Raw genomic sequence first — 14,577 nt, 5'->3', positions numbered from 1 at the left:
CGCGGCCGGCCGCCGCTCCCGACCCCCTTCCGGAACCCATCCCAGGACACACAGACATGTTCCGTACCGCCCTGCGCAATGTGCTCGCGCACAAGGCCAGGCTGCTGATGACCGTGCTCGCCGTCATGCTCGGCGTAGCGTTCGTCTCCGGCACCCTCGTCTTCACCGACACCCTCGGCAACGCCTTCCGCAACCAGTCGGCCAAGAACTACGACGACGTGGCGGTCGCCGTCACGACCTGGGCCGAGCGCGGCGACGAGGAGACCCCCTCCGTCGACCGGGCCACGCTCGAGAAGATCCAGGCCCTCGACGGCGTGGCCGAGGCCACCGGACGGGTCTCCGGATTCGCCGGGGTCGCCGACCCCGACGGCAAGCTCATCGGCAACGGCTGGTCCAACACCGGGTCCAACTTCGCCCCGGGGAAGAACGGCGAGGACGCGCAGTACACCTTCACCGACGGCGCCGGCCCGGTCGAGGCGGGGCAGGTCGCCCTCGACCGGACCACCGCGGACAAGGGTGACTACCGCGTCGGCGAGAAGGTCCGGGTCGCCACGAACGGCCCGGTGAAGGAGTACACCCTCTCCGGTGTCTTCACCACCGAGGACGGCGCCGTGAACGCGGGCGGCAGCCTGGTCCTCTTCGACACCGAGGTCGCCCAGCAGCTCTACCTGCGGCCCGGCGAGTTCAAGGACGTCACCGTCGTCGCCGAGCCCGGCGCCTCCGACACGGCGCTGCTGGCCGCGGTGAAGCCCCTGCTGCCCGAGAACGCCGAGGCCAAGACCGGGGCGGCCCTCGCGGACGAGGAGGCCGAGATGACCGAGTCCGGTCTCAAGAGCCTCAACACGATGCTGCTGGCCTTCGCGGGCATCGCGCTCTTCGTCGGCGTCTTCCTGATCGCCAACACCTTCACCATGCTCATCGCCCAGCGCACCAAGGAACTCGCCCTGATGCGCGCCGTCGGCGCCTCCCGCCGGCAGATCAAGCGGTCCGTCCTGCTCGAAGCCGGCGTGGTGGGCCTGATCGCCTCCGTGATCGGCTTCGCGCTCGGCGTCGGCCTCGCGACGGGGCTGCGCTCCGCCATGGGCATGTTCGGCGGCAAGATCCCGGCCGGCCCGCTGGTCGTCTCCCCCACCGCGGTCGTCTCCGCCTTCGCGGTCGGCGTGCTGATCACTGTGTTCGCCGCCTGGCTGCCCGCCCGCCGTGCCGCCAAGATCCCGCCGGTGGCGGCGATGAGCAGCGTGCACGCGGTTGCCACCACCAAGTCGCTGGTCGTGCGGAACTCCATCGGCGGGGTGCTCACCCTCCTCGGATCCGCGGCCATCATCGGCGGCGCCGCCCAGGGCGACGAGAACGGCCGCTGGCTCATCGGCGGCGGGGCCTTCCTGGCCCTCGTCGGGATCATCGTGCTCATCCCGCTGCTCTCGCGGCCGGTGATCGCCCTGGCCCGCCCGCTGCTGCGCGGACTCTTCGGGGTCTCCGGCAAGCTGGCCGCGCAGAACGCGGTCCGCAACCCGCGCCGCACCGGTGCCACGGCCTCCGCCCTGGCGATCGGCCTCACCCTGGTCACCGGCATCTCGGTGCTGGGCGTGACGCTCGGCCAGGCCATCGACAAGATGACGACGGACAACATCCGGGCCGACTACATGGTCTCGATGGCCAGCGGGGACCCGCTCGACGCGTCGGCGCTCGCCGCGCTGCGCAAGGCCGACGGCGTGGCCGCCGCCTCTCCCCAGCGGGCCGTCTGGCTCACCGTCGGTGACGACGACGGCGTATCGGCCTCCGGGGTCACTCCGGGCGACGTCGAGAAGGTCTTCGCTCTGAAGACGGTCTCCGGCTCCCTGGCCTCCCTGAAGGACGGCGAGATCGCGGTCGACCGCAAGACCGCGAAGTCGCACGGCTGGAAGACCGGCGACAGCGTTCCGGTGACGTTCCAGGACGACAAGAAGGAGACGCTGAAGGTCGGCGCGCTCTACGAGGGCAACGAGTTCCTGTCCCCGGTCCTGATCCCCGAGGAGGTCGTCGACCCGCACGAGACCCTCGCCGACATCCGCGAGGTCTGGCTGACCATGGACGGCGGCCAGAGCGAGGCCAACGAGCAGGCCGTGGTCGACGCGCTCGGCGACAACCCGGCGATGAGCGTCATGGACCGCCAGGGCATCCGGGACATGTTCGGCGGCTTCATCAACACGGCGCTGAACATCATGTACGCCCTGCTGGCGATGGCCCTGATCATCGCGGTGCTCGGCGTCGTGAACACCCTGGCCATGTCGGTCTTCGAACGCCAGCAGGAGATCGGCATGCTGCGGGCGATCGGCCTCGACCGGCGCAGGGTCAAGCGCATGATCCGGCTGGAGGCCGTGGTCATCTCGCTCTTCGGAGCGGTGGTCGGAGTGGGCCTCGGTACGTTCCTGGGCTGGGCGATCGGCAAGAGCCTGTCCGCCTCGATCCCGGGCTACGCCCTGGTCATCCCGTGGGACCGGCTCGCGCTCTTCCTGGTGCTGGCCGGCCTCGTGGGAGTGCTGGCCTCCCTCTGGCCGGCCCGCAGCGGAGCAAAGCTGAACATGCTGACCGCGATCAAGACGGAGTAGGCGCAGGCGGAAGGGCCGGTACCCGTGCGGGTACCGGCCCTTCGGCGTTCCCGGACCGGTGCTCAGCCGTGCGCCGAGGCCGTCCGGTCTCAACCGTGCGCCTGGGCCGTCCAGTCCCGGGCCCGCAGCGGCATGGCGGACCCGCCGCCCTCCAGCGGGCGCACCGCGAGGATCTGGTTGACGCCGATCTTGTTGCGCTCGAAGGAGAGCGCGGAGGCGGCCATGTAGAGCCGCCACACGCGGGCGCGGCCGGGCGACGTGGCCCGTACGGCCTCCTTCCAGTGCTCCTCCAGGTTGGTGACCCACCGGCGCAGGGTCAGGGCGTAGTGCTCACGGATCGCCTCGACGTCCCTGGCCTCGAAGCCGGCCGCCTCCAGGGTGGAGACGGTGCTTCCGACCGGGGCCAGCTCGCCGTCGGGGAAGACATAGGCGTCGATGAACTCGTCGATGCGGTAGGCCGACTCGTCCTTCTCGGGGCGGCGGGCGATCTGGTGGTTGAGCAGCCTGCCGCCGGGCTTGAGGAGTGCGTAGAGGTCGTCGGCGTACTCGCGGAAGCGGACCGAGCCGACGTGCTCGGCCATGCCGATCGAGGAAATGGCGTCGTACGGACCGTCCCTGACATCCCGGTAGTCCTGGACCCGGATCTCGATCCGGTCGGTGAGGCCCTCCTCGGCGATGCGCTTGCGGGCGAAGGCGGCCTGTTCGGTGGAGAGGGTCACGCCGGTGACCCGGGCGCCGTACTCGCGGGCGGCGTGGATGGCCATGGAGCCCCAGCCGCAGCCGACGTCGAGGAGGCGGTCGCCACCCTTGAGCGCGAGCTTGCGGCAGACGAGGTCGAGTTTGTCGCGCTGGGCGTCCTCGAGCGTGGAGCCGTCCTGCCAGTAGGCGCAGGAGTACACCATCGAGGGGCCGAGGACCATCGCGTAGAAGTCGTTGCCCACGTCGTAGTGGTGGCTGATCGCTTCCTTGTCCCGGCGTCTGGTGTGCAGCGGCCCGGTCCGGCGGCGGACCTCCTCGGCGGGCGGGGGCGGCGGCGGCCAGGGACCGGCCAGCTCGACGAGGCCGCGGCCGAAGGCACGCACCTTCGGATCGCGGACGGGGTGGACGGTGTCCTTCGCGTCGGCGCCGCGCTCCCAGAGCAGGGAGGCCACGGCGTCCAGCACCGCGTACAGGTCACCGTCGACGTCGATCTCGCCGGCCACCCAGGCGCGGGCCAGGCCCAGTTCGCCGGGCTTCCAGAGCAGCCGGCGCAGGGCACGGCGGTGACGCAGGACGAGGGTGGGCGCACCCGGCGGCCCGGATTCACTGCCGTCCCAGGCCCGGATCCGGACCGGCAGGGGTTCTCCCAGCAACTCTTCGGCAAGAGCGGTCAGCCGCGACGCGGCGTCTGCCATGGCGCTCACCTCCGTGGTGGTGTTTCCGAACGTGCCTAAATTCGCACAGACGCACCCGAACCGGGCCACGACACCTCGGGGCCGGGGTGAGGTACACCAGGGTCAACGCAACCGGCCCCCTGAGCCATCCCTCCGGCGGGCAACGGAACGGCAAAATACCTGCACTGGCCAACTAGTTGGCGCGCCCCGGGCACGCCGAAGGGGCCGTCCGCACCACGGATGGCGGACGACCCCTTCGGTGACGTGCGGGAGGTCAGGAGGCCTTGGCCTTCTCACCCTCGGTCTTGCTCTTGTCGCCGTCGGCCTTGGCCGCGACGGGCGCGGGGCTCGGCTTGGCGGCCTCGTAGAACTCCTCGCGCGGAGTCTCCATGGCGCCGAGCGAGACGACCTCGCGCTTCAGGAACATCGCGAGCGTCCAGTCGGCGAAGATCCGGATCTTGCGGTTCCAGGTCGGCATCGCCATGCCGTGGTAACCACGGTGCATGTACCAGGCGAGACGGCCCTTGAGCTTGATCTTCACCTTGCCCATGACGATCATCGCGACGCCCTTGTGCAGGCCCAGCCCGGCGACCGCACCCTTGTTGGCGTGGCTGTACTCCTTCTGCGGGAAGCCCCGCATGCCGGAGATGACGTTGTCACCGAGGACCTTGGCCTGACGCAGCGCGTGCTGGGCGTTCGGCGGGCACCAGGCGTTCGGGTTGCCCGCACGGCGGCCGACCATGTCCGGGACCTGGGCGTTGTCGCCCGCGGCCCAGATGTAGTCGGTGCCCTGCACCTGGAGCTTCTCGGACGTGTCCACGTGGCCACGCGGGCCGAGCGGCAGACCGAAGCGGGACAGCGCCGGGTTCGGCTTCACACCGGCGGTCCACACGATCGTGCTGGAGTCGACCTCGAGGCCGTTCTTCAGGACGACGTGACCGTCGACGCAGGAGTCCATGGACGTCGAGAGGTAGACCTCGACCCCGCGGCTCTCCAGGTGCTCCTTGCCGTAGGCGCCCAGCTTCGGGCCGACCTCGGGAAGGATCTTGTCGGCGGCGTCGACCAGGATGAAGCGCATGTCCTCGCGCTTCACGCTGGTGTAGTACTTCGCCGCGTCGCGGGCCATGTCCTCGACCTCACCGATGGTCTCCGCGCCGGCGAAGCCGCCGCCCACGAAGACGAACGTCAGCGCCTTGCGGCGGACGTCCTCATCGGTCGTCGAGTCAGCCTTGTCCAGCTGCTCGAGGACGTGGTTGCGCAGGCCGATGGACTCCTCGATGCCCTTCATTCCGATGCCCTGCTCGGCGAGGCCGGGGATCGGGAAGGTACGGGAGACCGCGCCCATCGCGATGACCAGGTAGTCGAAGGGCAGCTCGTAGGCCTCGCCGACGAGCGGCGCGACCGTGGCGACCTTGCGGTCCTGATCGATGGTCGTGACACGGCCGGTGAGAACCTCAGCCTTGGGCAGCACGCGTCGCAGCGGGACGACGACATGCCGAGGCGAGATGCTGCCGGCAGCAGCTTCGGGGAGGAAGGGCTGGTACGTCATGTACGAGCGTGGGTCGACGACCGTGACGGTCGCCTCCCCGTACCGCATCTTCTTCAGAATGCGACGAGCTGCGTACAGGCCTACGTACCCACCGCCTACAACGAGGATCCTGGGACGCTCCGTGGTGCTCATGCCATCGAGTATCCACCCCCCTCGGGGGGCATGCTCGTGAGCCCCTTCACAAGGTATGCGCGACCCTCTGCTACACTTCGCCGCCCACGTGACCCAGGTCATGACGCCGACGGGGAACCACGGCGGCCCGGCGAACGTTGTTCACCGCTTGTGAGCTGGCCCTTGAGGCGCCGGGCGAGCCGAACCGGCAGCGCGGGACACACCGCCGCCACCCCCGCGCAACACCCCCGCATCACTGCGGCACGGCCCTGTGGGCGACTCGTGCGGCCCTCCGGAGGAAGAACTTCCCCCAGAGGGGCCGAATTCCTTGTGAAGAAGTTCACGAAGTTCGTGGCGGCGCTTCGCGAAAGGCCCCTCCGGACGGGTCCGGAGGGGCCTCGGCGGGCTCAAAGGTGCAGGCCGGAATGCGTATGAGCGGCATCTCACCGCGCCTGCCGCCACCCTGTGATCAAGCGACGGACCAGGCGATTCCGTCGAGGATGTCGTGTTCGCTGACGACGACCTCCCCCGCTCCGGTGCGCTCCATCACCGCGAGCAGGACGAGGGCCCCGGAAGCGATCACGTCGACCCGGCCGGGGTGCATCGCGGGGACGGCCGCCCGCTCCTCGTGCGTCGAGGCGAGCAGCCTCGCGGTGATCTCCCGGACCTGCCCGGCGGAGACCCTGGAGTGGTGGATCGCCTCCGAGTCGTACTCCTCCAGCCCCAGCGCGATCGCGGCGATGGTGGTGACCGTCCCGGCCAGGCCGACAAGCGTGGCCGCGGAGGCGAGCGGCACGGTCTCCTCGGCGAGGTCCAGGGCGGCGTCGACGTCCGCGCGGATCGCGGCGATCCGGTCGGGGGTGGGCGGGTCCACGACCACGCCGTCCTGGACGAGATGACGCTCGGTCATGCGTACGCAGCCGATGTCCACCGACCGTGCGGCGCGCACCCGGTCGTCGCCGACGACGAACTCGGTGGAGCCCCCGCCGATGTCCACGACGAGATACGGCTTCTCCAGGTGGTCGCTGCCCTCCAGCTCCTTGGTGGCACCGTCGAAGGAGAGCTGCGCCTCCTGGTCACCGGTGACGACCTCGGGCTCGACACCCAGGATGTCCAGCACCCCCTGGACGAACACGGCGCTGTTCTCCGCGTCGCGGGAGGCGGAGGTGGCGACGAACCGGATCCGCTCGGCGCCGAGTTCCTTGATGACGTCCGCGTACTCGCGGCACGCGTCGAAGGTGCGCTCCAGCGCCTCGGGCGCCAGCCGGCCGGTCCGGTCGACACCCTGGCCGAGCCGGACGATCCGCATCCGGCGGTCCAGCTCGGTGAACCGTCCGGTGGCGGGGTCCGCGTCCGCGACGAGCAGGCGGATGGAGTTGGTACCGCAGTCGATGGCGGCAACGCGGGTCATGGGGCTCCTGTGGTTGTACGTGGACCGCACGGGGTCAGGACGCGTCGGACTCGCCGCACGGCGTGACGCAGGGGCCCTTCGCCCACCACTGCGGCAGCATCGCGATCGCCTCGTCGCCCAGCGGGTTCACCCCGGGGCCGGCCGCGAGCGAGTGGCCGACCAGGACGTGGAGGCACTTCACCCGGTCCGGCATGCCGCCGGCGCTCGGGAAGCCCTCCAGGACCTCGATGGCGTCACGGCGGGCGATGTAGTCCTCGTGCGCGGCCCGGTAGGCGGCGGCCAGCTCCGGGTCGGTGGCCAGGCGTTCGGTCATCTCCTTCATGACCCCGTTGGCCTCCAGCGTGCCGATCGCGGACGCGGCACGGGGGCAGGTCAGGTAGTACGTCGTCGGGAACGGCGTGCCGTCCTCCAGACGGGGCTGCGTCTCGACCACGTCCGGGTTGCCGCACGGGCATCGGTGCGCGATGGCGCGCAGACCGCGCGGCGGGCGGCCGAGCTGCAGCTCGAACGCGGCGATGTCCGCATCGGTGGGCGTGGTGGATTCGGTCTGCGGAGGGGGCGTGTCCATGCCTGCCTTGAATGTCATCGGTCGGACTGTATGAATCGGTGCGGGAAGAGGGCCCGGCGCGTCCGGAAGGTCATTCCCGGTCCGCGCTGTCGACGCCGTCCCAGAGGTTGGAGTGCCAGGGCCGGCCCGTCGCCCCCGGCTCGCCGCGGCGCACCTCGGCCGCGTCCGGGTCGACCACCGTATATCCGGTCTCGCCGGGCAGCACGTAGTGCAGGTGCTCGCGCGCGAGACGGCGGATGTACGCGTCGTCCTTGAGCCGCGCCTTCTCGTCACGCAGCTCCTCGGTCCGCGAACGCGCCTCCCGCGAGAGCCTCTCCTGTTCGGCGATCTGATCGCGCTGGGAGATGTACTGCCGCATCGGATACGCGAGGGCGACCACCAGGGAACAGACGATCAGCGCGAGGAACGCGGCCCGGCCGGTGAGCCGGGACCGCCGTGCCTGACGGCGGTTCTGGGACCGGTAGACGCGGGCCGCCGTCTGCTCACCGAGCAGCCGCAGCCTGGTCGCGGTGGAGAACCGGTCGCGGTCCTTCCCGGCCATGTCTCACGCCTCCCCGTTACGCACGTCCGTCCCCGCACACGGTACGGGACCGGATGCGGGGACGGACGGAGGCTGGTGCCCCGGACTCGGGCTGTCAGCCCTCGAAGCGGAACCGCGGGAACGCCGAACGGCCGGCGTAGACCGCGGCGTCGTCGAGGATCTCCTCGATGCGCAGCAGCTGGTTGTACTTGGCGACGCGGTCCGAGCGGGCCGGGGCGCCGGTCTTGATCTGGCCGCAGTTCACGGCGACGGCGAGGTCGGCGATGGTGACGTCCTCGGTCTCACCGGAGCGGTGGGACATCATGCACTTGAAGCCGTTGCGCTGGGCCAGCTCGACGGCGTCCAGGGTCTCGGTCAGCGAACCGATCTGGTTGACCTTGACGAGCAGGGCGTTGGCCGAGCCCTCCTCGATGCCACGGGCGAGGCGCTCGGGGTTGGTGACGAACAGGTCGTCACCGACGATCTGCACCTTGGAGCCGAGCTTGTCGGTGATGACCTTCCAGCCGGCCCAGTCGTCCTCGTACAGCGGGTCCTCGATGGAGACCAGCGGGTACGCGGAGACGAGCTCCTCGTAGTACTCGGTCATCTCGGCGGCCGAGCGGGACTTGCCCTCGAACTCGTAGACGCCGTCCTTGTAGAACTCGGACGCGGCGACGTCGAGCGCGAGCGCGATGTCGCGGCCGGGGACGTAACCGGCCTCCTTGATGGCCTCGAGGATGAGGTCGAGGGCGGCGCGGTTGGACTCGAGGTTCGGGGCGAAGCCGCCCTCGTCGCCGAGACCGGTGGACAGGCCCTTGGTCTTCAGGACCTTCTTGAGCGTGTGGTAGATCTCCGCACCCCAGCGCAGGGCCTCGGAGAAGGACTCGGCGCCGATCGGCGCGATCATGAACTCCTGGATGTCCACGTTGGAGTCGGCGTGCGAGCCGCCGTTCAGGATGTTCATCATCGGAACGGGCAGCAGGTGCGCGTTCGGACCGCCGAGGTAGCGGAAGAGCGGGAGGTCGGACGCCTCGGACGCGGCGTGCGCCACGGCGAGCGAGACACCGAGGATGGCGTTGGCGCCGAGGGAGCCCTTGTTCTCGGTCGCGTCCAGGTCGAACATCGCCTGGTCGATGAGGCGCTGCTCGGTGGCGTCGTAACCGACGAGCTCCGGGCCGATCTGCTCGATCACGGCGAGGACGGCCTTTTCGACGCCCTTGCCCTGGTAGCGGTTGGGGTCACCGTCGCGAAGCTCAATGGCCTCGAACGCACCGGTGGAGGCGCCGGACGGAACAGCAGCACGTCCCGTGCTGCCGTCGTCGAGGCCAACCTCGACCTCGACCGTGGGGTTGCCCCGGGAGTCGAGGATTTCCCTGGCTACGACGACGTCGATGGACGGCACGAGGCATCTCCTTCTGGGATCTGACACTGGTTGTGCAGGGTCACTGTGGCCTTGCGGCACGAGCCTAACCGGCTCTGCCTGATCCGTCGGCCGTCCGCCCGTCCCCTGGGACGAAAAAGGACCCAAGGACCTGCATTACGGGCAAAGCTCCAGAATTTTACTGGCAAGTAACTACAACAGTTGAACGAAGGCGCGTCCCGCGGGCCCCGACGGCCGGGGCCGCCCGGCGGTGCCGCGTCCGGCCCCGAAGGGTCTCCGTGGACGGTTCCGAGGGGGTTGCGTGGACGGTTCCGCGGCGCCTGCGCGGCGCCGGACACGGCCCCGGCCCGGCGCGCAGGGGGGTGGGCGCGCCGGGCCGGGACTCCGGGGCAGGAGGAGGAACCCCGGACCACTCCGGATGGAACCTGTACCGCTTCGGTGGAACCCGTACCGCTTCAGGGCGCGGGACCCGGATCCACCTCAGGTGGGACCTGACCGTTTCAGGTGGTCCCGGCTACTTCAGGTGGAGCTGCTGACCCGGGAAGATCAGGTCGGCGTCGTCGACGATGTCGTCGTTCAGCTCGAACAGCTTCTCCCAGCCGCCCTTGACCTTCTTCGCGTCGGCGATCTTGCCGAGGGTGTCTCCGGCCTTCACCTTGTACTCGCCGTCACCCTTCTCGACCTTCTCGCCGGTCGGGGTCGTGACGGTCTTCTCGGCCTTCGGCTCCGTGCGCGTCTCGCTGCGCGAGGCGGGCTGCTCGGCCGTGCGCTCCGGCTGGGCCTTCTCGGCCGTGCCGGAGCCGGTGTCGACACCCGGGTCCACGCCGTCGTTCGTCAGGCCGCCGGCGCCGGCGCAGGCCCAGGCGCCCGGGCCCTGGAGGTCGAGGAGCTTCTCGGCCACGGCTATCTGCTGGTTCTTGGTGGCCAGGTCGGCACGGGCGGCGTACTGCGTACCGCCGGCGGCGGCCCAGCTGGACTGCGAGAACTGCAGACCGCCGTAGTAGCCGTTGCCGGTGTTGATGGACCAGTTGCCACCGGACTCGCACTGGGCGACGGCTTCCCAGGTCTGGACGGAGGCGGCCGAGGCGTTGGTGGCGCCCATCAGCGGCACGGCGACGGCGGCACCGGCGACACCGGCCAGGGTGGCGACACGGACGGCCTTGGACGGGCGACGGTGCTTGCCCTTGCTGGAAAGCAGCATGGTTCTCCTCACCGACGCCTACGAGGTGAGCTGTCGGGTTCGGGCCTGTGAGTTGCCCGGTCGCCCGCACTCGCGGACGACTTCACCCCGAGCCGTACCCGTACCCGTCTTCCGACGGCCGGGCCCGGCGCCTACCTGGGTCCCCCGCTCCTGCCTACGGCGCTTTACGCGTCGGTTCCCCTTCGGCCGACGGCAGGATTCGGCGTGACGGTCGAAGGTGCCCGCGGTGCGAGCGGCTCCGACCGTAAACACACCCAACCCCTACTTTCAAAGATGGACATAACGGCTAATCAGCACGTACTGGTGCGGGGCCGCGGATCGTTTGCGCAGGTCGGAGCCAATATGGACGGACCGGACGGACGGGGCGCCCCGATGACAGCAAAGAGACCCATGTCTCACTTACGCATAAGTGGACATAGGCCTCTGAACTACCCCTGATTCAGGGGCGTTTTCCCGCTTTGGATCAGTTGTCCGCCGAGGCCTTCGCCTGGGCATCCTGACCGTCCTTCGCATCCTGCGTGTCCTGGGTGTCCTCTGCCTCCGCCGTGAGGTCGAGGTCCAGACTCTGGCCGGGCAGGATCAGGTCCGGGTCGGAGCCCAGCTCGTCCTTGTTGGCCTCGTAGAGCGCGGGCCAGCCGCCCGGGAGCTCCTGCGCGTCGGCGATCGCCCAGAGGTTGTCGCCCGTACGGACGGTGTACGAGCCGTCCGCGTCCTGGCGCGCGTCCGCGTCGCCACGGGAGGCGTGCCGACCGGACTCACGCCCGTCCTCCAGGTCCGACTCCGCGCTCGACTCGGGCGCGGGCGTGCCACGGTGCTTACCGCCCTTCGCCGCGTCCCCCTTCGAGGTGCCGGCGGTCTCCGACTCCTCGGGCGACGGGGTGGCGGACGGCGAGGCGTCGGCACTCGCCGAGGAGTCGGCCCCGCCGGCCTCGTCCGTCCCGCCCTCGGACGTGTCCTCGGTCTTCCCTTCGGTGCCCTTGGCCGCGTCCGCCTGGGCCGAGGCCTTGGACGAGGGGGTCCCGGACAGGGACGGGCTCTCCGTGGACCCGTCGGACGGCTCGCCGCCCGGGTCGATGCCCGGCAGCGTCCCGTCCAGGGCGAGCCCGGAGATCACGGCGCAGCTGGGCCAGGCCTGCGGGCCCTTGTCGTCCAGCACCTTCTCCGCGACCGCTATCTGCTGCGAGCGGCTCGCGAGGTCGGCCCGGGGCGCGTAGGCGGTACCGCCGTAGGCCGACCAGGTGTCCTGCGAGAACTGCAGTCCGCCGTAGTAGCCGTTGCCGAGGTCGGCGCTCCACATACCGCCGCTCTCGCATTCCGCGACCCGGTCCCAGGTCGTGGCCTCGGCGGCTTGCGCGCCGCCCGCGCCCAGCAGCGGGATGGCGATGGCCGATCCGGTGACGCCTGCGGCGACGACGATGGCGGGTGCCTGGCGAGGGCGACGGTGTCTGCCGGTCGCGGAGCCCATGGGATTGCCTTCCGTGTGACTGACATGTGACGGGTGAGTCGAACGGTGAACCTAGCCCTACTCGAACGTGTGTCACAAGTCGATGCAGCGGAGATCACGTGAAAGTCACGGAGTTGACAGGCTGTCACTTTCTTCGCCGGAGCGCCCCGGCCGGAACTCCACGGGAAGCGTGCGCAGTCCACGCATGATGAGCCCGCCGCGCCACCGCAAATCGGCAGGTTCCGCAGCGAGCCGCAGGTCGGGGAGGCGGCGGAGCAGCGTCGCGAGAGCCACCTGACCCTCCAGCCGGGCCAGCGGCGCCCCCAGGCAGTAGTGGATGCCGTGTCCGTATCCGAGGTGCTGATTGTCACTCCGCGCGAGATCCAGCGTGTCAGGATCCTGGAAGCGCTCGGGGTCCCGGTCGGCGGCGGCCAGCACCACCAGGACGGGGTCCCCCGCCGCGATCTCCCGTCCGCCCAGCGTCACGGGTTCGGTGGCGTACCGCCACGTCGCGAGTTCCACCGGCCCGTCGTAACGCAGCAGCTCCTCGATGCCCGTGGCGAGCAGGTCCGTCTCCCCGGCGGCGAGCGACCGCTCCAGGCGTGCGCGCTGGGAGGGGTTGCGCAGCAGCGCGTAGGTGCCGTTGCCGATGAGGTTCACGGTCGTCTCGAAGCCGGCGAACAGGAGGATGAAGGCCATGGCGGCGGCCTCGTTCTCGGTGAGGTGCTCGCCGTGGTCGCTCGCCCGGATCAGCCCGGAGATCAGGTCGTCACCGGGATTCTCCCTCTTGCGGTGGATCAGTTCGGCGAGATAGCCACGCATCTTCTTGACCGATCTGGCCACCCCGCCGCGCGGACCGCCGCCGTGCCGGATCATCATGCCCGCCCAGTCACGGAAGTCGTCCTGGTCCTCGCGCGGCACTCCGAGCAGATCGCAGATCGCGTAGATGGGAAGCGGGAAGGCGAAGTCGTGGATGAGATCCGCCTTCCCCTCCTCCACGAACGTGTCGATGAGGCGGTCCGTCAGCTCCTGCACGCGGGGCGCGAACTCCACCACCCGGCGCGGGGTGAACGCCTTGGACACCAGCCGGCGCAGCCGGGTGTGGTCCGGGGGGTCGATGTTCAGCAGATGCGTCATCAGCTCCGCCTTGCGCTCCCCCGGGATACCCGTCTTCCCCTTGGCGTTCGCTGACCCCGCGTGGTGCGCCGGGTTCTTGGAGAGCCGGGTGTCGGCGAGCGCCTGCCTGGCGTCCGCGTACCGGGTCACCAGCCATGCCTCGACCCCACTGGGCAGCGGCGTGCGGTGCACGGGGCTGTTCTCCCGGAGCCAGGCGTAGGCGGGGTACGGGTCGGTGGCGAACTCCCAGGTGAAGAGTTCGGGTGCGGCGTCGGGCGCGGAGGCGGTGCGGGGGCTGTCGTTCACTCCTCGACGCTATCGGGACCTGCCCCGAGCCCTTCCGCCGCCCGGATCGCGTCCCGGTAGGCCCGGGCGGCGGCCCGGAGAGCGGCCTCCGGGTCGATGCCGTCCTGCTCGGCCCGCACCGCGAGGGCGAGCAGCCGGTAGCCGACCCCGTCCCCCTGGGGCAGTGCGGCGTCGATCCCGGCCGTCCGGGCGCGGCTTCCGAGCTTGGCCGCCAGCGCCAGACCCGGCTGCCCGAGCGGCACCCCGTCGGTGACGGAGTCGCGCTGCTTCTCGATCGCCTTCGTACGCAGCCAGTGCGCGCGGACGTCCTCCGGGGTCTCGGCGGTCTCGTCGCCGAACACGTGCGGGTGCCGGTGGATCAGCTTGTCGACGATCGTCCCCGCGACGTCGTCGATCCCGAACGGCTCCTCCGGGTCCTCCTGCGCGATGCGCGCGTGGAACACGACCTGGAGCAGCACGTCCCCGAGCTCCTCGCGCAGCTCGTCCCTGTCGCCGTCCTCGATGGCCTCGACCAGTTCGTACGCCTCCTCGATGGCGTACTTCGCGAGGCCCTCGTGGGTCTTCTGCGAGGTCCACGGGCACGCGAGCCGGATCCGGTCCATGACCTGCACCAGGTCCAGGAGGCGCGCGCCGGGCAGGTCGTACGAACCGGGCAGCAGCTCCAGGTCCGGCATGTGCACGCGGCCGGAACCGCCGAGGCGGGCCAGCCCGTCGGTGAGCGGCTGGTTCCCCTCGCCGCCCACCAGCACCACCACGGTCCGGCCGCCCGCGCAGTCGTCCACCAGCTCCTCGGCCGAGGGGGAGGCGTGCTCGACGGCGACGCCCGCCTCCCGCAGGTACGGCAGCTGCGGGTGGTCCCGCTCGGGGCACACCACCCGTTCGGCGGCGTGCAGCGTCTGCCAGGCGGGCCAGGACAGCAGTCCGGGCGCGACCCGGTGGCTGGCGGTGAGCAGGACGATACGGCCGGGGTCTTCAGCGTTCACGCCTCGAACCTACCTCCGGCCGGACG

11 protein-coding genes and 1 riboswitch are annotated in these 14,577 nt (G+C 70.4%); of the genes, 1 reads left to right on the top strand and 10 read right to left on the bottom strand.

What is annotated here, in order from left to right; all coding sequences use genetic code 11:
* Positions 1 to 56: 56 nt before the first annotated feature.
* Positions 57 to 2,588 (top strand): ABC transporter permease, encoded by a 2,532-nt coding sequence (locus ACFYQ6_RS27745; RefSeq protein WP_361575150.1) that lies wholly within the window; start codon positions 57 to 59, stop codon positions 2,586 to 2,588.
* Positions 2,589 to 2,677: 89 nt separating this feature from the next.
* Here ACFYQ6_RS27745 and ACFYQ6_RS27740 read toward each other — a convergent pair whose 3' ends face one another.
* From ACFYQ6_RS27740 to ACFYQ6_RS27695, 10 genes are all read right to left on the bottom strand, one after another.
* Complete coding sequence (locus tag ACFYQ6_RS27740) at positions 2,678 to 3,982, bottom strand: cyclopropane-fatty-acyl-phospholipid synthase family protein (protein ID WP_361575153.1); 1,305 nt, start codon at positions 3,980 to 3,982, stop codon at positions 2,678 to 2,680.
* Between the two features lie 253 nt (positions 3,983 to 4,235).
* Positions 4,236 to 5,642, bottom strand: coding sequence for an NAD(P)/FAD-dependent oxidoreductase (locus tag ACFYQ6_RS27735; RefSeq protein WP_361575156.1), 1,407 nt, complete (start codon positions 5,640 to 5,642; stop codon positions 4,236 to 4,238).
* A 448-nt stretch (positions 5,643 to 6,090) separates the two neighbouring features.
* Positions 6,091 to 7,032 (bottom strand): Ppx/GppA phosphatase family protein, encoded by a 942-nt coding sequence (locus ACFYQ6_RS27730; protein WP_361575159.1) that lies wholly within the window; start codon positions 7,030 to 7,032, stop codon positions 6,091 to 6,093.
* A gap of 34 nt (positions 7,033 to 7,066) precedes the next feature.
* Positions 7,067 to 7,600 (bottom strand): DUF501 domain-containing protein, encoded by a 534-nt coding sequence (locus tag ACFYQ6_RS27725; protein ID WP_145809372.1) that lies wholly within the window; start codon positions 7,598 to 7,600, stop codon positions 7,067 to 7,069.
* A 70-nt stretch (positions 7,601 to 7,670) separates the two neighbouring features.
* Entirely contained in the window at positions 7,671 to 8,141 is a 471-nt protein-coding gene (locus tag ACFYQ6_RS27720) for a septum formation initiator family protein (protein WP_361575162.1), read from the bottom strand.
* A 94-nt stretch (positions 8,142 to 8,235) separates the two neighbouring features.
* Positions 8,236 to 9,522, bottom strand: a complete 1,287-nt coding sequence (gene eno / locus ACFYQ6_RS27715) for a phosphopyruvate hydratase (RefSeq protein ID WP_073753119.1) — start codon at positions 9,520 to 9,522, stop codon at positions 8,236 to 8,238.
* 493 nt (positions 9,523 to 10,015) lie between these two features.
* On the bottom strand, positions 10,016 to 10,702 hold the full coding sequence (locus tag ACFYQ6_RS27710; protein WP_388765470.1) for a transglycosylase family protein: 687 nt from the start codon (positions 10,700 to 10,702) through the stop codon (positions 10,016 to 10,018).
* A riboswitch (cyclic di-AMP (ydaO/yuaA leader) is annotated at positions 10,703 to 10,874 on the bottom strand.
* A gap of 291 nt (positions 10,875 to 11,165) precedes the next feature.
* Positions 11,166 to 12,167, bottom strand: a complete 1,002-nt coding sequence (locus ACFYQ6_RS27705; RefSeq protein ID WP_388765468.1) for a transglycosylase family protein — start codon at positions 12,165 to 12,167, stop codon at positions 11,166 to 11,168.
* A 105-nt stretch (positions 12,168 to 12,272) separates the two neighbouring features.
* Positions 12,273 to 13,568, bottom strand: a complete 1,296-nt coding sequence (locus ACFYQ6_RS27700) for a cytochrome P450 (protein ID WP_388765466.1) — start codon at positions 13,566 to 13,568, stop codon at positions 12,273 to 12,275.
* Complete coding sequence (locus ACFYQ6_RS27695) at positions 13,565 to 14,551, bottom strand: nucleoside triphosphate pyrophosphohydrolase (protein ID WP_361575175.1); 987 nt, start codon at positions 14,549 to 14,551, stop codon at positions 13,565 to 13,567. The genes ACFYQ6_RS27700 and ACFYQ6_RS27695 overlap by 4 nt, the downstream gene beginning before the upstream one ends.
* Positions 14,552 to 14,577 lie beyond the last annotated feature (26 nt).

It is taken from the genome of Streptomyces sp. NPDC005494, from assembly GCF_042872025.1.
GTDB lineage: Bacteria > Actinomycetota > Actinomycetes > Streptomycetales > Streptomycetaceae > Streptomyces.
This window is presented reverse-complemented; position numbering and strand designations above follow the sequence as displayed.